Genomic DNA, 21,305 nt, shown 5'->3' on the forward strand with positions numbered 1-21,305 from the left:
CGTCACTTGAGCCTGCTGGAGGCGAGGATGGACACGAGGTGGAGCAGCGTCTGGAGGATCGCGATGCCGGCGAGCACGGCGACGCCCAGGCGGGTGAAGAAGAGGTCGCCCCGAATCTGGTCGAGGACCGCCAGGCCCAGGATCAGCAGGGACGCCTCGATGCCGAGCACCAGGCGGTGGAACTTCAGCGCCGCGGCGGCCTTGCGGGCCAGCGCCACACCGGACGAGCGCGGCTCCGACGCGGCCTCCTTGACCGGCGGCAGTCCGCCCTGGTGACGGGCGACCCCGACGAGATCGGTCTCCGCCTTGATCAGGATGGCGCCGAGCGCGGCGAGCGTACCGAGGAAGGCCCACAGCCAGTCGATCCGCCCGGTGCCCCACAGGTCGGCCGCGCGCAGACCGAAGCCGACCAGGACCGCGGCGTCGCACAGGTAGGCGCCGACGCGGTCCAGATACACGCCGCCGAGCGAGAACTGCTTCCGCCAGCGGGCGATCTCGCCGTCGACGCAGTCCAACAGCAGGTAGAGCTGAACCATCACCACACCGAGGACGGCGCCCCAGATCCCCGGCACCAGGAGGGCCGGGGCGGCCAGGACACCCGCGACGGTCATCAGGTACGTGAGCTGGTTGGGCGTGATCCTGGTATTCACCAGGTACCGGTCGCAGCGCAGCGAGATTTCCCGCATGTAGAGGCGACCGGCCCAGTGCTCACCGCTGCGCCGGTCCTTCACGCCCTCGGGGTGAACGACCGGGCGGAGTTCAGCTACCGATGGTTTTGGCATAGTCAGCGTATGCGTCCCTGATCTCGTCGGCGGACAGGTCCAGGTGCTCCAGGATCGTGTAGCGACCGGGGCGGGTCTTCGGGGCGAACTCGACGACCTGCACGAACTCCTCGTCCGTGAAGCCGATCTCACCCGGCGTGACCGGCAGTCCGTGCCGCTGGAGGACCTGGACCATCAGCGCGGACATTTCCTTGTCCCCGCGCAGGTACGTGGCGAAGGCGGCACCGAGGCCGCACTGCTCGCCATGGCTCGCCGCCCGCTTGGGGAAGAGGATGTCGAAGGCGTGGTTGATCTCGTGGCAGGCGCCGGAGGCCGGGCGGCTGTCGCCCGCGACCGACATCGAGATGCCGGTGAGGACCAGGCCCTCGGCCAGCACCTGCAGGAAGGCGTCGTCGCCCACGCCACCGGGGTGACGCAGCACGGCCTCGCCGGCCTGGCGGGCCATGGCGGCCGCCAGCCCGTCGATGTCCTCGCCCCGCTCGCGGTGCGAGAGCTCCCAGTCCGCGACCGCGGAGATGTTGGAGATCGCGTCACCGATGCCCGAGCGGACGAAGCGGACCGGGGCCTCACGGATGATGTCGAGGTCGATCACCACGGCGATCGGGTTCGGCACGCCGTAGGAGCCGCGGCCCGCGTCGTTGTCGAGGGTCGCGACCGGCGAGCACAGGCCGTCGTGCGAGAGGTTCGTCGCGACGGCGACGAGCGGCAGCCCGATGCGCGCGGCGGCGTACTTCGCACAGTCGATGATCTTGCCACCGCCGAGGCCCACGACCGCGTCGTAGTGCCCCTTCTTCATGGCGTCACCGAGCTTGATCGCGTCGTCCAGGGTGCCGCCGCCGACCTCGTACCAGTCGGCGCCGGGCAGCGCGGGGGACAGCCGCTCGCGCAGCCGTGCCCCCGAGCCCCCGCTGATCGCGATGGCGAGCTTGCCGGACGCGGAGATGCGCTGATCGGCCAGCAGGCCCGCCAAGTCGTCCAGGGCGCCGGCGTTGATGTCGACGACGACCGGGGACGGGATGAGGCGGGTCAGTACTGGCATGCGATGTCACGGCCCTTCGCCAGGTCGTCGTGGTTGTCGATCTCGACCCACTTGACGTCGCCGATCGGGGCCACATCCACCTTGAAGCCGCGGTTGACGAGCTCCTGGTAGCCGTCCTCGTAGTAGAGGTCGGGGTCCCGCTCGAAGGTGGTCTTGAGGGCGTCGGCCAGCTCGTCGGCGGCCTCGCCCTCGATGAGCGTGACGCCGATGTACTCGCCGGTGGCGGTCGCCGGGTCCATCAGCTTCGTGATCTTCTGGACGCCCTTGTCGGGGTCCACGATGACCTTCATCTCCTCGTCGGCGAGGTTCTTCACCGTGTCGAGGGCGAGGATGATCTTCTTGCCGTCGCCGCGGGCGGCGAGCAGCGTCTTCTCGACGGAGACCGGGTGCACGGTGTCGCCGTTGGCGAGGATCACGGTGTGCTTGATCGAGTCACGGCCGCACCACAGGGAGTAGGCGTTGTTCCACTCCTCGGCCTTGTCGTTGTCGATCAGCGTGAGCTTGAGGCCGTACTTCGCCTCCAGGGCCGCCTTGCGGTCGTACACGGCTTCCTTGCGGTAGCCGACGATGATGGCGACCTCGGTCAGGCCGATCTCGGCGAAGTTGCCGAGGGTCAGGTCCAGGATGGTCGTGTCCCCATCGACCGGCACCAGAGCCTTGGGCAGGGTGTCGGTGTAGGGGCGCAGACGCCGTCCGGCGCCGGCTGCCAGCACGAGGCCGATCATGCGGGTTCTCCTTCATCGTGTACGGCGGGTGCACCGTGGTTATGAGCGGTCACCCAGAAGCGGATGCTCTCGATGAGCACCAGCAGCGCCAGGGCCCCGGCAAGGGCCGTCAGCGCGATTGTGAAACCTGCGGGCGACAGCAGGGCGGCGAGGACCGTGATCACGAGGATCCGTCCTTCATGTCCGCCGGCCGCCCGGACGAGCCACCGCGGAGGGGCTCCGGTGCCACCGCGGATGCGGTAGACCGTGTCGTAGTGATGGTAGGCGACCGCAGCGACCAGCCCGAATGCCGCGGGCAGCGCACCGGGGTCGTCGGTACGGGCCGCCAGCACCAGGATCGTGGTGTATTCGCCGACCCGGAAGAGGGGCGGCACCAGCCAGTCGAGCACACCCTTGAGCGGGCGGGCCACGGCCGCGCCGGACAGCAGTGCGGAACAGACCGCGACGCCGACCGTCAGCCAGGACGCGGGGTCGTCCTGGAAGATCACCCAGACCAGCAGCACGGCGGCGGACAGGAACGCCATGACCGGGGCCAGGAACGAGCCGGCGCGGCTGCGGCCGTGCGCCCTGCCGGCGATCAGCTCGGCGAGCGGGCCGGAGTCCGCCAGGTCGGCCAGTGCCCGGGCAGCGCGGTCGGTGCGCCGCGCACGGCGGGTCAGCGAGCGCAGGACCCGGCCGGCCGTGGTGTAGCAGGCGGCCAGCGCACAGCCGATGAGCAGGACGTAGAAGACGATCCGCGGGGTGGTGAGGGCGGTGAGGACCGCGATCAGGGCCCAGCGTTCGCCGATCGGCAGCACGATCATCCGGCGTACCCAGACCGTCCAGCCGACGCTGTCGAGCCTGTCGGAGAGCGCAGCGGTGGGGCTGGTGTTCGCGGTGGCGTCGTGGTTCGCCTCGTTGAAGGAGAAGTCGACGATGTGGCGGCAGGTCTGCAGCACCATCGCGCCGAGCGCCAGCGCCCAGACGTCGTCGGTGCCGCCGCCTCGGGACGCTCCCAGGGCGAGGCCCGCGTAGTAGGCGTACTCCTTGGCCCGGTCGAAGGTCGCGTCGAGCCAGGCGCCCATCGTCGAGTACTGCAGGGAGTAACGGGCCAGCTGCCCGTCGGTGCAGTCCAGGACGAAGGAGAACAGCAGCAGGGCGCCGGCGGCGATGAAGCCGCCACGGGTGCCGGTGGCCGCGCAGCCGGCCGCGATGAGCGCGGTGAGCAGGGACGCGGTGGTGACCTGGTTGGGGGTGAGCCCCCGGCGCGCGCACCAGCGGGCGAGGTAGCGGGAGTACGGGCTGATGCAGTAGGTCGTGAAGAAGCCGTCGCGGGACTTCACGGCGGTGCGCAGCCGGACGGCCTCGTCGTCGACGGCCGCGACGGCGTCCTGCGCGTCCTCACGCTGGGCGGGGGTCAGCGGGATGACGGCGACGAGGCTGCCCAGCTCGACGCGGTGCAGGCCGATGTCCTCGCGGTCGAGGAAATCGGTCAGGGTGTCGGTCAGCACGTCGGTGAGGTGGGCGGTGCCGGCCCCGACCGGAATCGAGGCGGCCGCGCGGGCGAGCACGGACCGCGCCTCGGGCTTGGCGGTGACCGCCCCGGGCACGGCCGCGGCTGCGAAGCGGGGATCGGTCAGTGCCAGCCGCAGGCTGTGCAGGTGTCCGACGAAGCGGGGGTCCACCACGGCCACCCGCTCCTGGGCGGGGACCGCGGCGATCAGCTCGGCCGTCGACGCGGCGTCATGGGCCGTGCGCACGTCGAAGCCCAGTGTGCGCAGGTCGCCTTCGAGCGGCGACCCGGCGACCGGCGGACCGGTGAGGATGGCGGTCGACAGACGAACTCACTCCTTGGATGCTGACAAGGCAGCGCAGGCCGTCCGCATTCGATACGAACTACCCGGGCAGCGGGCGTGGCACACCTCGCCCCGGGGAGGGGTGGGTGGCACGTCGGCAGAGGCTATCGGATCGCCGGATGCGGCCGTTCACCGCGCATTCACCGCACGATCGAGTGACCGACGGCTGCGCCTGCCGCGATCATCATGGTGGATCGGACGGCCCATGAACAACTGCCGCCGGCCACCACGGCCGATCCGGTGCCGGTTATGAGAGGGCTGGTCACAGGTGGGCGGGTTGCGCCCGGGGGTGTGGTGGCGAGATCCGTTCGGCGGGCCCCGGCGGCCCCGCGCCGGCCCGCTGCGGACCCGGTGCTGCGGCCCCGCCACCGCCTCGGCAGGGTGTGCTCCGGGCGGCAAGAGGTGTGGACCATCTCACGGACCGCAGGCTGTGGATCCGGCGACGGCCGGCAGGGCGCGTGTCCGCAGTGCTACGGACGGTGCGCGCGGCACCCGACCCGCGCACTCCCGTGACGCGATGATCGTTTCGCTGTCGAACACAGCAACGCCGCGCACCACCTTGCACCACTCTGCGACTGATGCGCACCCGGCTAGGGCAGACTTGGCGTCGAAGACCGACGACAAGGATGGGCATGCCGATCACACCTGCCAACGGACAGACCGCCGGGCTCTCGGCGGTGAGCACACCGGACGGCGCCGCCGAGCCGATCATGCTGGAGCTGGTCGACGAGGACGGTACGACGATCGGCACAGCGGAGAAGCTCGCGGCCCATCAGCCCCCGGGGCAGCTGCACCGGGCCTTCTCGGTCTTCCTCTTCGACGAGACGGGCCGGCTGCTGCTCCAGCGCCGGGCACTGTCGAAGTACCACTCCCCCGGTGTGTGGTCCAACACCTGTTGCGGCCACCCCTACCCGGGCGAGACGCCGTTCGCAGCGGCGGCCCGCCGCACCGCCGAGGAGCTGGGCCTGGCGCCCGCGCTGCTGGCCGAGGCGGGCACCGTGCGCTACAACCACCCCGACCCGGCCTCCGGCCTGGTGGAGCAGGAGTTCAACCACCTGTTCGTCGGGCTGGTGCGGGCCGAGCCCGCGCCGGACCCCGAGGAGATCGGCGAGATCGCGTATGTCACGGCGCAGGAACTGGCCGAGCGGCACGCCCAGGCGCCGTTCTCGGCGTGGTTCATGACCGTGCTGGACGCGGCGCGCCCGGCGGTCCGCGAACTCACAGGGAACGCGGCGGGCTGGTAGCGAGCGGCGCGAGCGGCAGCTCGGCCCAGATGGCCTTGCCGCCGCTCGCGGTGTGCTCGACATCGCATTTGCCGCCCGCTTCCGCGGTGAGCGTCTTGACCAGCCACAGCCCGCGGCCGCCGAGGTCGCTCTCGTCCGCCACCAGTGCCTTGGGGCGGTAGGGGTGGTTGTCCTCGACCGCGACCCGCAGCCAGTTCGCGCCGATGGTCACCTGCACGGCGATCTGCGGCGAGAGCAGCGCGGCGTGCTGCACGGCGTTGGTGACCAGCTCGGAGACGATCAGGAGCAGACCGTCCATGATGTCGGCGGCCACGGGCACGCGCTGTTCGTCGAGCAGATCCCGTACCGCGTGGCGCGCCTGCGGCACCGACGACTCCAGTGCCGGGGCGGTGAACCGCCACACACCTTCGTACGCGAGCGGGGAGGTCAGCTCCTCGGGGGGTTCTGCGGGGGGTCCGGAAGGCATCCTCACAGGAAGAGTGTTGAGAATGTACTGGTCCGGACCGGCCAGCTGAACACAAGTCAGCGTCTATCGACGACTTTTGACCGATTCGGCGATGCCTGATCGGCCCGGCGATCGGTCTTTTTCCTTTTGTTCCCGGTTCGCGGACTTCGAGGAAAAGGGCACCGTACGGTCCACGCCATTCGCCGGTCCCGGGAGCGGGGGACCCGACAACACCGCAGCAGGCCCGGCGCCTGGGGCACCGGGCCTGCTGTGAGAGTAGCGGGGACAGGATTTGAACCTGCGACCTCTGGGTTATGAGCCCAGCGAGCTACCGAGCTGCTCCACCCCGCGTCGGTGAACCCCACACTACGGGTCGCCCGCTCCGGAGCCAAATCGCTTTCCGGGCCGGGGCCCGCGGACCCCGCAGCCGGTCCTCGGCCGCGGGCACGGGCTCCGGGGCCTCACACCGTCCGGTCGGCGATCCGTCCGCCGTCGACCTCGACGCGGCGCGTGGTGTGGACCGCGTCCAGCATCCGGCGGTCGTGCGTGACCAGCAGCAGCGTGCCCGCGTACGAGGCGAGCGCGGACTCCAGCTGCTCGATGGCCGGCAGGTCGAGGTGGTTGGTGGGCTCGTCCAGGACGAGGAGGTTCACCCCGCGACCCTGCAGGAGCGCCAGCGCGGCGCGGGTCCGCTCCCCCGGCGACAGCGTCCCGGCCGGGCGCAGCACATGCGCCGCCTTCAGGCCGAACTTGGCCAGCAGCGTGCGCACGTCGGCGGGCGACAGGTCCGGTACCGACGCCCGGAAGGCGTCCATCAGCGGTTCGTCGCCGACGAACAGGCCGCGCGCCTGGTCGACCTCGCCGACGACCACACCCGGTCCGAGCGACGCCTGCCCGGTGTCCAGCGGGAGCCTGCCCAGGAGGGCGGCGAGCAGGGTGGACTTGCCGGAGCCGTTGGGACCGGTGATGGCTACCCGGTCCGCCCAGTCGATCTGAAGGTCCACCGGCCCGAACCGGAAGTCGCCCCGGCGTACCTCGGCGCCGCGAAGGGTCGCCACCACCGCGCCGGCCCGAGGCGCCGCGGCGATCTCCATCCGCAGCTCCCACTCCTTGCGGGGCTCCTCGACGACTTCGAGACGCTCGATGAGACGCTGCGTCTGCTTGGCCTTGGCGGCCTGCTTCTCGGTCGACTCCACCCGCGCCTTGCGGCCGATCTTGTCGTTGTCGGGCGCCTTGCGGCGGGCGTTCTTGACGCCCTTCTCCATCCAGTTGCGCTGCCTGTGGCCGCGGCTCTCCAGGGCGGCCTTGGTGTCGGCGTACTCCTCGAACTCCTCGCGGGCGTGGCGGCGGGCCCGCTCGCGCTCCTCCAGGTAGGAGGCGTAGCCGCCGCCGAAGGCGTTGACCTGCTGCTGGGCGAGGTCGAGTTCGACGACGCGGTTGACCGTGCGGGTCAGGAACTCGCGGTCGTGGCTGACCAGGACCGTACCGGCGCGCAGGCCGGTGACGAAGGCCTCCAGCCGGTGCAGACCGTCCAGGTCGAGGTCGTTGGTCGGCTCGTCCAGCAGGAAGATGTCGTAGCGGGAGAGCAGCAGCGAGGCGAGGGAGGCGCGGGCCGCCTGGCCGCCGGACAGCGACGTCATCGGCTGGTCGAGGCCGACGGTCAGGCCGAGCTGGGCGGCGGTCTCCTCGGCGCGCTCGTCGAGGTCGGCGGCGCCCAGGGCGAGCCACCGCTCCAGGGCGGTGGCGTAGGCGTCGTCGGCGCCCGGCCGCTCCTCGGCCAGCGCCTGGGTGGTGGCGTCGAGGGCGAGCTGGGCGTCGGCGACGCCCGTGCGGCGGGCGAGGAAGGCGCGTACGGACTCGCCGGGGCGCCGGTCGGGCTCCTGCGGGAGGTGGCCGACGGTCGCGGTGGGCGGGCCGAGCGCGAGGTTGCCCTCCTCGGGGGTGTCGAGGCCGGCCAGCAGGCGCAGCAGGGTGGACTTGCCCGCGCCGTTGGCGCCGACGAGACCGATCACATCCCCCGGGGCGACGACCAGATCGAGGCCGGAGAACAGGACGCGCTCGCCGTGGCCGGCGGCGAGGTCTTTGGCGACAAGGGTGGCTGACATCAGGCCGCCGATCGTATCGGGCCCTCCCGGGGGCGTCGCTCTAATATCCGGGGCATGGAACCGGCTCTGAATACGCATGTCAGCAACGGCACAGCGACCGTCGTGATCAGCAACCCCGACAAGCGGAACGCCATGACCGTGCAGATGTGGCGGGATCTGCCACCGCTGCTGGAGCGGCTGGCGGCGGACCGCTCGGTGCGGTCACTGGTCCTGACCGGCGAGGGCGGGACGTTCTGCGCCGGCGCGGACATCGGGGCGCTGCGGGCCGGGGCCGCGGAGTCGCAGGGGCTCGCGGTGGCGGCCGAGGAGGCGCTGGCGGCGTTCCCCGGGCCGACGCTGGCAGCGATACGCGGGTACTGCGTGGGCGGCGGCTGCCAGTTGGCGGCCGCGTGCGATCTGCGGTTCGCGGAGGAGGGCACGCTGTTCGGCGTGACGCCCGCGAAGCTGGCCCTGGTCTACCCGGCGTCCTCGACCCGGCGGCTGGTCCGGCTGGTCGGCCCGGCGGCGGCGAAGTACCTGCTGTTCTCCGGGGAGTTGATCGACTCCGCGCGGGCGTTGCGTACCGGTCTGGTGGACGAGGTGCTCGCCGGGGGCGAGCTGGAAAAGCGGGTCGCGGAGTTCACGGCGGTGCTGGCGAGCCGGTCGCTGCTGACCCAGACCGCGGCGAAGGAGCTGGCCGACGGGACGTGGGACGTGCCGCCGTCCGAGGCGGAGGAGCGCGGTGCGTACTGGATCGAGCAGGGCCGCGGGAGCGGCGACGCCGCGGAGGGTGCCGCCGCCTTCCTGGAGCGCAGGACTCCGCGTTTCACCTGGCCCGCGAGCTGACGCCGCGGTCGGGGGCCGTCGGGCGCTCGGTCCGGACGACCCCCGGCGCTCCTACTCCTCCCCGGTCAGCACGAAGCGGCTGCGCTCCCGCAGCAGCGCGGTGACCTCGGCCGGTGCCTTGTCCGGGGAGCCCGCGTCGTAGGGCGGCCGGGGGTCGTACTCCACACCGAGCTGAATGGCCTGGGCCACCGTGTCCCCGGCGATCCGGCCCGCCAGGGCCAGGCCCATGTCGATGCCGGAGGAGACGCCGGCCGCGGTGACGTACTTGCCGTCGAAGACCACCCGCTCCCCGGTGGGCTCGGCGCCGAGGGCGGGGAGCTGGTCCAGGGCGAGCCAGTGGGACGTCGCCCGGCGGCCCTTGAGAAGGCCGGCGGCGGCGAGGATCAGCGAGCCGGTGCACACCGAGGTGGTCCAGGTGGTGCCGGCGTCCACCGCGCGGATCCACTCGTGCAGCGGGCCGTCCTCCATGAGGGCGATCTGGCCGGGGCCGCCCGGCACGACGAGGACGTCGGGGGCCGGTACGTCGCTCAGCTCGGCGTCCGCCACGAGCGCGAGGGAGCCGGAGTCGTTGCGGTAGGGACCGGTGCGCTCGCCGGCGAACAGCGCCTGCGCGCCCGGGATCCGGCCGAGGATCTCGTAGGGTCCGACGGCGTCGAGGGCGGTGAAGCGGTCGTAGAGAAGGATCGCGATCTGCATGGCGTGCTCCTGTCGGCTGGACGGTGATGATGTGGGTGCGCGGTGGCCAGGGAGGTCGGCTCGCAAGCCGCTCACCGGGCCTGATGTGCGGGCTGGAAGCGGCGTCGGTACTCGGCCGGGGACGCGCCGAGGACGCGGAGGAAGGCGCGGCGCATCGCCTCCGGGGTGCCGTAGCCGCAGTGGCGGGAGACCTGCTCGATGCCGTCGGCGGTGTCCTCCAGGCGCCGACGGGCGGCTTCGAGGCGGACCCGGTCGACGTAGCGTCCCGGCGTCATGCCGACCTCGTCGCGGAAGGCACGGGCGAAGTGCCGTGCCGAGAGCCGCGCGCGGCCGGCGAGGGCTTCGACGGAGAGGTCCGCCGCCGGGTTCTCGGTGATCCACTGCTGGACGTCGCGCAGCGGGAGCCGGTCGGCCGTCTGGGCGGCGAGCTGGGCGCTGAACTGCGTCTGATTGCCCGGACGGCGCAGGAAGACGACCAGATGCCGGGCGACGGTCAGCGCGAGGTCCCGGCCGAGGTCCTCCTCCACCAACGCGAGCGCGAGGTCGATCCCGGCCGTGACGCCGGCGGAGGTCGCCAGGTCACCGTCGCGCACGTAGATCGGCTCCGGCTCGACCCGGACGGCGGGGAAGCGCTCGGCGAGGGTGCCGCACAGGGCCCAGTGCGTCGTCGCCCGGCGGCCGTCCAGCAGCCCTGCCTCGGCCAGCAGCAGGGCACCGCTGCACACCGACACCTTCCGGCGGGCGCGCGGTGCGTGCGTGCGCAGCCAGTCGATCAGCCGCGGGTCGGGGGCACGGGTGCCCTCGCCGCCGGGGACGAGGAGGGTGTGCGGCGCCTCGGCGTCGTCGAGCGGCAGGTCGGGGGTGAGCGTCAGGCCGCTGGAGGTGCGGACGGGGCGGCCGTCGAGCCCCGCCGTGCGGATCCGGTAGGCGCCGGGGACGCCGCGGCTCGCGCCGGCGAAGACCTCGACCGGCCCGCTGACGTCGAGGCTCTGGAGGCCGTCGAAGAGAACGACCAGCACATCGCGTTGCTCCATGCCTCCATCCTGGGCGTCGGAGGTGATGGCGGCAATGACGAATAACCCACCTTTCCTGCCACCCGGCGTCGCCCGAGCGGCCTGGATCGCGCCGGGATCCGGGCGGTGCGCGACCTCACGTACCGCCCATACCGACGGGTCGGTAACCTGCTGGCATGACCTCCTTGAGCGCACTGCCCGAGCACGCCGGCCGTCACTGCCACAACGTCATCAACCCGCTGCACTCCACCCACTACTTCTCGCCGGACCTGCCCGCCGAACTGGCCAAGCTGGGGATCGACAACCGCAGTGCCGCCTACTTCGCGGCGCGCGGCGCGGCCATGGGCGCTGTGGGCCCCGGCACCATCACGGCGACCTTCTACAACTTCAAGCACGAGCTCGTCGCGCAGCACGTCCCGCAGGTCTGGTCGGCGGCCTCCCCGGAGGCCGTGCTGGAGGCCCGGCTGCGCGCGGCCGACAGCACGCTGCGCCGGCTCCTCGGCCCGGAAGCCCTGGAGTCGCCCGAGATGGCCGAGGCCGCGAAGCTGGCGCTGCGCGCCGCCGAGGCGGGCAGCCGCCACGCCCGGCCGCTGTTCGCCGCACACGCCGATCTGCCGGTGCCGGACGCCCCGCACCTCGCCTACTGGCACGCCGCCACGCTGCTGCGCGAGCACCGCGGCGACGGCCACCTGATGGCGCTGCTGGACGCCGAACTGGACGGCCTCGAAGCCCTGGTCACGCACAACGCCAGCGGCCGCGGGATGAGCTACAAGGGCGTCATGCAGACCCGCGGCTGGTCGCAGGAGGAGTGGACGCAGGCACAGGAACGGCTGCGTGCACGCGGACTCCTGGACGCCGAGGGCGAGTTGACCGAGGCCGGCGTGCAGCTGCGCAAGGACCTGGAGCACGCAACCGACCGCCTGGACCGTGCCCCCTACGAGCACCTGGGCGCCGAGGGCGTGGCACGGCTGACCGACCTGGCGGCCGGTTTCGCCACCACCGCCATGAACGCCGGAGCCTTCCCCGCGTCGATGTTCGGCAAGGGCTGAGCCTTCCGCCGGGGTGTGGGTGCGCCGTCTCACACCCCGGCCCCCCGGCTGGGCGGCGCGACAGCCCGGCCCGCCACCCGGCACAATGCAAGGCTCAAGCAAGCGCTGGAAGGCGGGTCAGGATCAACGTGACGGCATCCACTGTGTCCACCGGGTCTCTCGGGTCCCTCGAAGCGAGGATCGCCGAGGAGCTCGGCGTCAGGGAGCGGCAGGTGAAGGCCGCGGTCGAACTGCTCGACGGCGGCTCGACGGTGCCCTTCATCGCGCGCTACCGCAAGGAAGCCACCGAAATGCTCGACGACGCGCAGCTGCGCGCGCTCGAGGAACGGCTGCGCTATCTGCGGGAGCTGGAGGAGCGGCGGACCTCGATCCTGGAGTCCGTACGGTCCCAGGGGAAGCTGGACGCGGCGCTGGAGGCGCAGATCCGCGGCGCGGACTCCAAGGCCCGGCTGGAGGACATCTACCTCCCCTACAAGCCCAAGCGCCGCACCAAGGCGCAGATCGCCCGGGAGGCGGGCCTTGCGCCGCTGGCCGAGGGGCTGCTGGGCGATCCCACGGTGGAGCCGGCCGTGGCCGCCGCCGCGTTCGTGGACGCGGACAAGGGGGTGGCCGACCCGGCCGCGGCCCTGGAGGGCGCGCGGGCGATCCTCACCGAGCGGTTCGGGGAGGACGCCGACCTGATCGGCGAGCTGCGCGAGCGGATGTGGTCGCGCGGGCGGGTCGCGGCGAAGGTGCGCGAGGGCAAGGAGGAGGCCGGCGCGAAGTTCGCCGACTACTTCGACTTCGCCGAGCCGTTCACCGAACTGCCCTCGCACCGGGTGCTGGCGATGTTCCGCGGCGAGAAGGAGGAAATCCTCGACCTCGCGCTGGAGCCGGAGGACCCGTCCTCGGTGACCGAGGGGCCGAGCGCCTACGAGCAGGCGATCGCGCACCGCTTCGGCATCGCCGACCGCGGCAGGCCCGGCGACAAATGGCTTCAGGACACGGTGCGCTGGGCGTGGCGCACCCGGGTGCAGGTGCACCTCGGGATCGATCTGCGGTTGCGGCTGCGGCAGGCGGCCGAGGACGAGGCGGTGCGGGTCTTCGCGTCGAACCTGCGCGATCTGCTGCTTGCGGCGCCCGCCGGGACGCGCGCGACGATGGGCCTCGACCCCGGCTTCCGTACCGGCGTGAAGGTCGCGGTCGTGGACGCGACGGGCAAGGTGGCCGCCACCGAGACGATCTACCCGCACGTCCCTCAGCAGAAGTGGGACGCCTCGCTGGCGACCCTGGCCCGACTGGCGCGCGAGCACGACGTCGAGCTGATCGCGATCGGCAACGGCACCGCCTCCCGCGAGACCGACAAGCTGGCGGCCGATCTGATCGCCGCTCAGCCGGAGCTGAAGCTGACGAAGGTGATGGTGTCCGAGGCCGGCGCCTCGGTGTACTCCGCCTCCGCGTTCGCCTCCCAGGAGCTGCCCGAGCTGGACGTGTCCCTGCGCGGCGCGGTGTCCATCGCACGGCGGCTGCAGGACCCGCTGGCCGAGCTGGTCAAGATCGACCCGAAGTCGATCGGGGTGGGCCAGTACCAGCACGACCTGTCCGAGGTGAAGCTGTCGCGCTCCCTTGACGCGGTGGTCGAGGACTGTGTGAACGGCGTCGGTGTGAACGTCAACACCGCCTCCGCGCCGCTGCTTTCACGCGTCTCGGGCATCGGGTCAGGACTGGCGGAGAACATCGTCGCGCACCGCGACGGCAACGGCCCCTTCCGCTCCCGCAAGGCCCTCAAGGACGTGGCGCGGCTCGGCCCGAAGGCGTACGAGCAGTGCGCGGGCTTCCTGCGGATCCGGGGCGGCGACGATCCGCTGGACGCCTCCAGCGTGCACCCGGAGGCCTACCCGGTGGTTCGCCGGATGGGTGCGTCCGCGGGCAGTGAGGTGGCCACGCTGATCGGTAACGCCACGGTGCTGCGGTCGCTGCGGGCCGAGGACTTCGTCGACGACTCCTTCGGTCTGCCGACGGTCACCGACATCCTCCAGGAGCTGGAGAAGCCGGGCCGTGACCCGCGTCCGGTGTTCAAGACCGCGACCTTCAAGGAGGGCGTGGAGAAGATCGGCGATCTGCAGCCGGGGATGCTGCTGGAGGGTGTGGTGACGAATGTCGCCGCCTTCGGGGCGTTCGTGGACGTGGGCGTCCACCAGGACGGTCTGGTCCATGTGTCGGCGATGTCGAAGACCTTCGTCAAGGACCCGCGTGACGTGGTGAAGCCCGGCGACATCGTGCGCGTCAAGGTGCTCGACGTGGACATTCCGCGCAAGCGGATCTCGCTGACGCTGCGGCTGGACGACGAGCACGGCAAGGGTGCGTCGGCAGGTGGCGGCGAGCGCCGGGGCGGCGCGGGCGGCGAGCGACGCGGCGGCGAAGGGCAGCAGCGTCCCGGCGGCCGTGGCGGTGCGCCTCGGCAGCGGCAGGGCGGCGCGGCCCGTGGCGGAGAGCGCCGCGGCGGCCGCGACGCCGCGCCGGCCAACGACGCGATGGCCGACGCCCTGCGGCGCGCCGGACTTCTGGGCAAGGAGCGCGGCGGCCGCTGACCGCCCGCTCTGCGGACGACGCCTCGGGGGCAGCGGGCCAACGCCTGCTGCCCCCGAGGGCGTTCGTCCCCGTTCCGGCGCCGCCGTCGTCGTCCCCGTCTCAGACCGCGCCCGCGTAACCGCGCATCTGCTCCAGCTCGGCGGCCACGTCCGTGAGCGTCGCGCAGTCAGGAACCGGCCGTGGACGCGGAGCCGGTGTGCGGGGACGCGCGCTCGGGTCCTCCAGGGCGTCGGCCATCGCGGACAGCGCCTGGCACAGCCGCCACGCCTCGTCGGCGCTCGGGCGGCGGGCGCCGTGGTCGAGGCGTACCGCGCAGGCCGTCGCGGCGTCCGCGATGCGTTCGGCGGCCGTCACCAAGGCGGGCCAGTCGGGGTTGCGGTCGCGCGCCGCGAGGAGCTCGGCAGCGGTGGTATCCGCCGCCGCACGGGCCTCGCCCAGCGCACGGTAGGCGGCCCGGCGCAGCTTCGGACGCTCGCCGGTGTCCTGCCCCGGCTCCGACGCCAGGACGTGTCCGAGGAACCGCTCGGTGGCGCGCAGCGCGGCGGTGACCCGCTGGCCGACCCGGCGGCGTGGGTCCGCCAGCCGCGGCAGATGTCCGACGACGAGGACGATGCCGCAGGCGATGGAGGTGTCGACGATCCGCTCGCCGGCCGCCCGTGGGTCGCCGCCGACGTACACGAAGGACAGCACCATGAGCGTGATGGCGCCGGTCTGCAGTGCGAAGTGACGGGTGGCGAAAGGCAGTAGCGCCCCGCCCAGGCCGGTCATCAGCAGGGGCCACGTCCAGCCGGGCAGCAACAGGCCCGCCCCGGCGAAGACCAGGACGCCGGCGACCGTGCCGGCGAAGCGGTTGACCGTGCGGGAGAAGAGCGGCCCCAGGTCGGGCTTGACGAGGAAGGTGACGGTCACCGGAAGCCAGTACCAGTGGTGGGGGTTCAGCAGCAGGGCAACCGCGGTGCTCGCCGCGATGCAGACCGCGACCCGCAGCCCGTAGTCACGGCCGGCGGGCCCGAGGAGACTGCGGCCCCGCCGCGTCCGCCCGCTGATGACACCCAGCGCCCGACGCGCCGCGGTCCCGCCCCTTGGACGGCCGACGGCGGACGAGACCGTGGCTGCCCAGGTGGGCGCGGGACCGGTGGTCGCCGCGTCCTCGACCGGACCGCCGTCCGCAGAGTCCGCTGCCGGTGCGCTGCCCGGCGACGGCTGCGCCGAGGGCCAGGGACGGGCGAAGGTGACGGCGGCGTCGAGCAGCGCGCGGTCGAAGGCGCCGCGCGCGGCCGAACTGGACTCCGGGGCGGACAGCCGCCCCGGCGGTCGCCCCGTGCGCAGGGCGTCGGCGAACTGCCGGGGGCTCGCCGCGACCCGCGACGGCAGCGGTCGCGCCTCCCACAGCAGCGCGACGCTGGCCTCGCACAGGGCTGTCGCCGCGGCGAACCGCTCGGTCAGGAGCAGCTCTTCGGTACGGGTACGGCGCAACAGCAGCCTGCCGGTCAGGTGGCGCAGCCGCAGGGCCTCGTCGGCGCGGTCGAGAGCGGCGGTGAGCCGGCGCCTGGCGGGCTCGGCGCCGGGTCCGCCGGCCGCGCCCAAGGCGTCGGCGAGCGCGTCGAAGACCTTGGCCACCGCCGCACGCTCACCGCCGAGCGCACCACCCGCGGGGCGTGGTGGACGCAGCGCGAGGCGCAGCAGCAGGAGCCACAGGCAACCGGCGAGGACGTAGAACGCCTTCACCACGGGCGTTCCGGGCAGCGGCATTCCCGCACCGAGGATGGTGGTTGCCAGCATCTGCATGCCGGCGCTGGAGCGCACGGGCCCCGCGACACTGCCCGCGCCGGAGACGAAGCCGACGGCGAAGAGCGCCGGGACCAGCCACCACCCCGCGCCGGTGGTCTGCAGCGAGGCGCCCAGCAGCATGCCCAGGGCGGAGCCGAGGGCGGGCAGACCGATGTGGACGATGCCGGTGCGGCGGGTGCCCGGACGATCGTTGACCCCCGCCAGCATCGAACCGAGGCCCGCGAGGACGCCTGCCTCGGGATGCCCGACGGCGGTCCCCGCGGCGAGCAGCGGTCCGGCGCAGAGGGCGCCACGTGCAACGCCCGCCCACGGCACGGGCAGACGCTGCCAGCGGAAGGGGTGGGCGAGCCAGGCGGGCACGGCGCGGGGCGCGCGGGGCATGAGCCTCCTCGGACGACGGCAGAAGCGGATGGAACATCCGAGGGGCGTCATCGGCCAACGGAGCTGACTCCAGCCTAAGGTCCGGGTTTGTCCGGGTGGCTGCGTGAGGGTTACGCACGGATCACACGAAGACAGCGGAAGGGCGACGGGCGCACCCCCTCGGCCGAGTCCCCGCAGCCCGTGACCGGCTCTTCAGGGAACGCCTCGGGGCCGCCGCGGGCGGCGGCTCACCGGCGGGCGGAGGCGACTCTCCGAAGCGTGCTGCCGGTACTGCAAAGTCTTCTGCAGCATCCACGGTGCTTCGCTCCGCGCCGGGCCATCGGGGGTGACGCGTCGCGGCGCGCCCGGCCCTCGTTATGCGGCGCCGTCGCCCGTCCCGACGCGGGCGCCTCATGCCAGGACGTCGCCCGGCTTGCCGTCGTCGCCTTTTCCGCGCGCGCCCCGCCTGCCCGGCCGTGTCATGCGCGTCACCAGCACCCCACCCGTCGTGCGCGCCACCACGAACGTCTCCCCGGCCTCCATGGCGCTGTCCATCCGCACCGTGTGTGCACCTGGGGGGAGTTGACCGTCGTGCAGCACGGCAGTGCGGGTACGGCGGAGCCTGTCGACGCAGTATCCCGTCAGCCGGACCCGGCAGGGGTGGGCGACGACGAGGGTGACCTCGCCGCCCTCCGCCGTGATCCGCAGCAGCCGGCGCTCGCCCTGCGGGCTGCGGTCAAGTGCCTGTTCGACCTGCGCGACGAGCAGCGGAACGGTGGGCGCCGGGGCGTCGACGAAGACCGCCGCGGACCCGGCTGCCGCGAAAGCCTTCCGCACGGCCGCGCGTCCCCCTTCCCCCAGCGCCCGCCCGACCACGACCACGCCGTAGGAGCGCAGGTCACCGGGCACCGCTGCGCCGGCATCGCGGGCGACGTCCACCCCGAGGCCGATGCTCCGCAGCGTCTCGGCCGGTTTCGCCAGAGCGGCGGCCCGCCGGCCGATGAGCAGCACCCGGCGGCCGGGCGGCGATGCGTGCCGGGCGCCGGACGCCAGCAGCCGTCCCAGGACCGCGCGGTACTGCCCGCCCTCGAACCGGAACGGCCCGATGCCGGGATAGCCGCTGAGCCGGAGATCCACGGCCTCGTCGGTCTGCCAGGCGAAATCACGCCAGATGAAGTCGGCTCCGTCGCGTGCGATGAACGCGGTGACCGCTCCGCAGCCCAGTCCCTCGCACTCGGGGCAGCCGTAGATGATCCGCCGCCCGCCGCCGAGCGGTGGTTCGGCCTCCAGGAGCAGGCGCCGCACCCGTGCCGCGAAAAGGGACGGGCCGACGTCGGCGGCGAGCGGGGAGACCGCGTCGAGGTCGGCCAGGCGGAGCAGCAGCGGTCTGCCGTCGATGCTGAAGTCCCAGAACTCCCGGTGCTGTTGGTACACGCCGTCGGTCAGCACGCCACCGGGACGTATGGCGGGGGCCAACCCGAAGGACACGTAGGGCGCGGGCTCGGCAGACATATCCCGAGTATCCCCACATAGCTGCCCGGTGGAACGTTCACGTGTTCGTCACGACGACGAGGCGGGCGGCGGCCGCGCCGGTCCTTCCAGGGGCGAAAACGCGCCGCGGAGGGCCGGTGGCTCCGGCCCTCCGCGCGAGGGTTCCTCAGCTGCCCGGTCCCTCAGTCGGTCGATTCACCGCGCTTCCCGGCCGCGGTGTCCCGAGGGCCGCTGCCCTCGGCCGTGGCGCCCGAACTCTCCTCGGTGGGGCCGATACGGAACTCGAAGTCACCGTCGTACTGTTCGTGCCCGGCGATGACGGCCATCTCGACGGCCTCCTCACCCATCTGTCCACGCACGATGAGCGGATCGCTGCGCAGGTCCCGCATGAGAGCCCAACACATGGCGATCATCACGATCAGGAACGGCACCGCGACCAGGATCGTCAGATTCTGCAATCCGGTCAGGGCGTCGCCCGAACCGCCTCCGATCAGCAGCATGATGGCGGCCACCGCGCCGGTCACCACACCCCAGAAGATGACCACGGGCCGGGTCGGCTCGAAGGACCCCTTCTGCGACAGGGTGCCCATGACGATGGACGCGGCATCGGCGCCGGAGACGAAGAAGATGCCGACCAGGACCATGACCAGGACGCTGGTGACGGTCGCCACCGGGTACTGGTGCAGCACGTCGAAGAGCTGCCCCTCCGGGGTGCTGGAGCCGCTGAGCTTCTTGGAGTCCTGCAGCTTCATGGCCGAGCCGCCGAACACCGCGAACCACACGAGGCTGACCACGCTCGGGACGAGGATGACGCCGCCGATGAACTGCCGGATGGTGCGGCCACGGCTGATGCGGGCGATGAACATGCCGACGAAGGGCGTCCAGGAGATCCACCACGCCCAGTAGAAGACCGTCCAGCTGCGCAGCCAACCGCCGAGGTCGTCACCGCTGCTGGCCTCCGTCCGGCCGGCCAGCTGCGGCAGCTCCCCGATGTAGGACCCGATGGAGGTCGGGATCAGGTCGAGGATGAGGATGGTCGGCCCCACCACGAAGACGAAGACCGCCAGGATCAGCGCCAGCACCATATTGATGTTGGACAGCATCTGGACGCCCTTGGCGATACCGGACACCGCGGACAGAATGAACGCGATGGTCAGTACGGTGATGACAAGGACCAGCAGCGTGGTGCTGACGCTGTCCATCCAGCCCAGCACCTTGATGCCGCTGCCGATCTGCAGCGCGCCGAGGCCGAGCGAGGCCGCGGAGCCGAAGAGGGTGGCGAAGATGGCCAGGATGTCGATGACCCGGCCGCCCCAGCCGTTCGCCCGCCGCTTGCCGATCAAAGGCGTGAACACCGCGCTGATCGTTTGCCGCCTCCCCCGCCGGAAGCAACTGTAGGCAATGGCCAGGCCCACCACCGCGTAGATGGCCCAGGGATGCAGAGTCCAGTGGAACAGCGTGGTGGCCATCGCCGTGTCCATCGCTTGGGCGGCGTCCTTGGGGTCGGTGCCCGGCGGCGGCGTCATGAAGTGCCCCAGCGGCTCACTGACACCGTAGAACATCAGGCCGATGCCCATGCCCGCGCTGAACATCATCGCGACCCAGGACACCGTCCGGAATTCGGGGTCCTCGCCCTCCTTGCCGAGGGTGATGCGGCCGTACTTGCTGATCGCCAGCCAGATCGCGAAGATCACGAAGGCGGAGGCCGACAGCACGAAGGCCCAGCCGAGGTTGTCGATGACCCAGTTCAGCATCGACGTCGAAACGCTCTTGAGCGATTCGGTGCTGCTCGCCCCCCAGACGATGAACGCGAGGGTGAGCAGCGCGGTCACGCCGAAGACCACGCGGTCGGTCTGCGGGGGCCCTGTGAGATGCGGGTCGCCGGGGAGATCCGCCAGGAGCGGCGTACCGGCCCCGTCTCCCTCTTCCTTGTCTCTTTCCGACACGAGTCGACCTTTCAATTGGGCATATTTTCCCTACGGGTTACCCCCTACCACACCGCGGCAGCCATTCATGTGCGCCGCGACCGTAAGGTGATAATCGGCCCTTTCGTCAAGCAGTAGCGGAACGAGCGTCCGCAGCGGCTGGCGCAAAGGTACGACGGCCCCGCTACCCAGCTTCCGCCAATTCACTCCGTGCAGCGCCAATTCATCCTTGACCTGTGCGAACTGTGTCGCGTCGAGGCGGTAGGCGCAGGGCGGGTCGGCCAGGATCTGCGCGTCGGTGGCCGGGTCGTTGTCCGCACCACCGAGATAGACCGGGCCATGGTCGGCGTATCCGGCAAGCCGGGCGGCGGTGGTGGCCGCCTCCACACGGCCGCGGTGCCGGTCGAGGAAGGAGAACGCCCCGTCCAGGGCGGCCAGCTGCGATGTCACCCGGCGCCGGTTGTTGAGGGCCGGGTCGGCCTGCTCCGCGTCGGTGAGCGCGTCGACGCGGGTTTCCACGAGCAGACCGACAGAACCCTTGACGCCTGCGGTGTTGCGCAGTATGCGCTCCTGGCCGTCGCCCGCCACCTGCTTGAGGGGCTCTCCGGTCTCGGGGTCGGTCCAGATGCCGTAGACGCCGGTGCTGAAGCCCGCCCGCTGCACGGCGGGCTCGACGAAGTCCTCGGACAGCGACATGGCTTCGCGGTGCACCGCGTCGGCCGTGTTGGGGTTGCGCGGCCAGAGCGAGAGCAGGTCCTTCATGTAGTACGGCACGGTGGGTCCGTACTCGTGCAGGTCGTGGATGGTGTCGGGGCGGTAGTCGCGGATGACGGCGGCCATCGCACGGCCTTCGGCGGTTTTCAGGGCGAGATGGTCGCGGTTGATGTCCACTCCGTCGGAATTGCCGCGGGTGTCCGCTGCCCGGCCGTCGGGGTTGGCGGTCGGGACGACCAGCACGCTGGTGTGCTCCAGGAAGCGTTCGGTCGCCCGGTCCTCGGCGAAGGCGAGGTCACGGACGGTGCTCAAGCACGCCTCGCGGCCGGAGGGCTCGTCGCCGTGCTGCGAGCAGATCAGCAGGACGGAGTTGCCGCGGCGTACGTCCCGGGAGCTCTTCGGGGCCGGTGCGCCGAGGCGTACCAGCTGGACGGGGCGGCCCTGCTGCGTGGTGCCGATCCGGTCGACCCTCGCCCGCGGTCCGGCGCGGTCGACGGCGGCGAGGAAGCGTTGTTCCTCCGGCTGGGTGGTCCAGCGGGCGCCGTGGCTTTCCTCGAATCCGGTGCGCGGCGGCCGGGAGCCGGTCGCGTCGGCGGGCGAGGCCGGCAGCGTGGCGGCGAGCGTGGCCGTCAGACCGACGGCCAGGGCGCCGAGGGCGAGGCTTCGGGAGCGACGTATCACGGGGTGGTGCCTCC

At 72.1% G+C, this 21,305-nt stretch carries 16 protein-coding genes and 1 tRNA gene; 4 read left to right on the forward strand and 13 right to left on the reverse strand.

Annotated features, from left to right (window positions below; genetic code table 11):
* Nucleotides 1-2: 2 nt before the first annotated feature.
* From ACGFZW_RS04905 to ACGFZW_RS04920, 4 genes are read right to left on the reverse strand one after another with little or no spacing between them, the layout of a single operon-like run.
* On the reverse strand, nucleotides 3-782 hold the full coding sequence (locus tag ACGFZW_RS04905) for a CDP-alcohol phosphatidyltransferase family protein (RefSeq protein WP_393891601.1): 780 nt from the start codon (nucleotides 780-782) through the stop codon (nucleotides 3-5).
* The gene (locus tag ACGFZW_RS04910; protein ID WP_393891602.1) at nucleotides 760-1,821 is read right to left on the reverse strand and encodes an iron-containing alcohol dehydrogenase family protein; all 1,062 of its coding nucleotides are present in this window, start codon (nucleotides 1,819-1,821) and stop codon (nucleotides 760-762) included. Before ACGFZW_RS04910 ends, ACGFZW_RS04905 begins: the two co-directional genes overlap by 23 nt.
* A complete protein-coding gene (locus tag ACGFZW_RS04915; RefSeq protein WP_393891603.1) occupies nucleotides 1,809-2,546 on the reverse strand; it encodes a sugar phosphate nucleotidyltransferase in 738 nt (245 codons plus the stop codon). Before ACGFZW_RS04915 ends, ACGFZW_RS04910 begins: the two co-directional genes overlap by 13 nt.
* Entirely contained in the window at nucleotides 2,543-4,363 is a 1,821-nt protein-coding gene (locus ACGFZW_RS04920) for a DUF5941 domain-containing protein (protein WP_393891821.1), read from the reverse strand. The genes ACGFZW_RS04915 and ACGFZW_RS04920 overlap by 4 nt, the downstream gene beginning before the upstream one ends.
* A gap of 650 nt (nucleotides 4,364-5,013) precedes the next feature.
* On the opposite strand from ACGFZW_RS04920, the gene idi reads away from it, so the two are divergent.
* Nucleotides 5,014-5,625 (forward strand): isopentenyl-diphosphate Delta-isomerase, encoded by a 612-nt coding sequence (gene idi / locus ACGFZW_RS04925; protein WP_393891604.1) that lies wholly within the window; start codon nucleotides 5,014-5,016, stop codon nucleotides 5,623-5,625.
* On the opposite strand, the gene ACGFZW_RS04930 is transcribed toward idi, so the two are convergent.
* The 3 genes from ACGFZW_RS04930 to ACGFZW_RS04940 all read right to left on the reverse strand — a co-directional run bounded on the left by ACGFZW_RS04930 (nucleotide 5,600) and on the right by ACGFZW_RS04940 (nucleotide 8,175).
* Nucleotides 5,600-6,091, reverse strand: coding sequence for an ATP-binding protein (locus ACGFZW_RS04930; RefSeq protein WP_393891605.1), 492 nt, complete (start codon nucleotides 6,089-6,091; stop codon nucleotides 5,600-5,602). The two genes, idi and ACGFZW_RS04930, sit on opposite strands and share 26 nt — an antisense overlap.
* Before the next feature lie 256 nt (nucleotides 6,092-6,347).
* Nucleotides 6,348-6,421: transfer RNA gene (locus ACGFZW_RS04935), tRNA-Met, on the reverse strand.
* Nucleotides 6,422-6,531: 110 nt separating this feature from the next.
* Nucleotides 6,532-8,175, reverse strand: a complete 1,644-nt coding sequence (locus ACGFZW_RS04940; protein WP_393891606.1) for an ABC-F family ATP-binding cassette domain-containing protein — start codon at nucleotides 8,173-8,175, stop codon at nucleotides 6,532-6,534.
* Nucleotides 8,176-8,229: 54 nt separating this feature from the next.
* On the opposite strand from ACGFZW_RS04940, the gene ACGFZW_RS04945 reads away from it, so the two are divergent.
* Nucleotides 8,230-9,000 (forward strand): enoyl-CoA hydratase/isomerase family protein, encoded by a 771-nt coding sequence (locus tag ACGFZW_RS04945; RefSeq protein WP_393891607.1) that lies wholly within the window; start codon nucleotides 8,230-8,232, stop codon nucleotides 8,998-9,000.
* 51 nt (nucleotides 9,001-9,051) lie between these two features.
* Here the strand turns inward: ACGFZW_RS04945 and ACGFZW_RS04950 are convergent, their stop codons facing one another.
* Both ACGFZW_RS04950 and ACGFZW_RS04955 read right to left on the reverse strand, forming a co-directional pair.
* Complete coding sequence (locus ACGFZW_RS04950; protein ID WP_393891608.1) at nucleotides 9,052-9,696, reverse strand: DJ-1/PfpI family protein; 645 nt, start codon at nucleotides 9,694-9,696, stop codon at nucleotides 9,052-9,054.
* Between the two features lie 71 nt (nucleotides 9,697-9,767).
* A complete protein-coding gene (locus tag ACGFZW_RS04955; RefSeq protein ID WP_393891609.1) occupies nucleotides 9,768-10,730 on the reverse strand; it encodes a GlxA family transcriptional regulator in 963 nt (320 codons plus the stop codon).
* Between the two features lie 155 nt (nucleotides 10,731-10,885).
* On the opposite strand from ACGFZW_RS04955, the gene ACGFZW_RS04960 reads away from it, so the two are divergent.
* Together ACGFZW_RS04960 and ACGFZW_RS04965 are read left to right on the forward strand one after the other, a co-directional pair.
* The gene (locus ACGFZW_RS04960; RefSeq protein WP_393891610.1) at nucleotides 10,886-11,758 is read left to right on the forward strand and encodes a hypothetical protein; all 873 of its coding nucleotides are present in this window, start codon (nucleotides 10,886-10,888) and stop codon (nucleotides 11,756-11,758) included.
* 128 nt (nucleotides 11,759-11,886) lie between these two features.
* Nucleotides 11,887-14,328: a Tex family protein gene (locus ACGFZW_RS04965; RefSeq protein ID WP_393891611.1), complete on the forward strand. Its 2,442-nt coding sequence runs from the start codon at nucleotides 11,887-11,889 to the stop codon at nucleotides 14,326-14,328.
* A 100-nt stretch (nucleotides 14,329-14,428) separates the two neighbouring features.
* On the opposite strand, the gene ACGFZW_RS04970 is transcribed toward ACGFZW_RS04965, so the two are convergent.
* The 4 genes from ACGFZW_RS04970 to ACGFZW_RS04985 all read right to left on the reverse strand — a co-directional run bounded on the left by ACGFZW_RS04970 (nucleotide 14,429) and on the right by ACGFZW_RS04985 (nucleotide 21,291).
* Nucleotides 14,429-16,501, reverse strand: a complete 2,073-nt coding sequence (locus ACGFZW_RS04970) for an FUSC family protein (protein ID WP_393891612.1) — start codon at nucleotides 16,499-16,501, stop codon at nucleotides 14,429-14,431.
* A gap of 390 nt (nucleotides 16,502-16,891) precedes the next feature.
* The gene (locus ACGFZW_RS04975) at nucleotides 16,892-17,992 is read right to left on the reverse strand and encodes an oxidoreductase (protein ID WP_393891613.1); all 1,101 of its coding nucleotides are present in this window, start codon (nucleotides 17,990-17,992) and stop codon (nucleotides 16,892-16,894) included.
* 161 nt (nucleotides 17,993-18,153) lie between these two features.
* Complete coding sequence (locus ACGFZW_RS04980; protein ID WP_393891614.1) at nucleotides 18,154-19,917, reverse strand: BCCT family transporter; 1,764 nt, start codon at nucleotides 19,915-19,917, stop codon at nucleotides 18,154-18,156.
* Nucleotides 19,918-19,947: 30 nt separating this feature from the next.
* The gene (locus ACGFZW_RS04985; RefSeq protein ID WP_393891615.1) at nucleotides 19,948-21,291 is read right to left on the reverse strand and encodes a M14 family metallocarboxypeptidase; all 1,344 of its coding nucleotides are present in this window, start codon (nucleotides 21,289-21,291) and stop codon (nucleotides 19,948-19,950) included.
* Nucleotides 21,292-21,305 lie beyond the last annotated feature (14 nt).

This window comes from Streptomyces sp. NPDC048248, from assembly GCF_043201875.1.
In the GTDB taxonomy this organism is placed as follows: Bacteria; Actinomycetota; Actinomycetes; order Streptomycetales; family Streptomycetaceae; genus Streptomyces.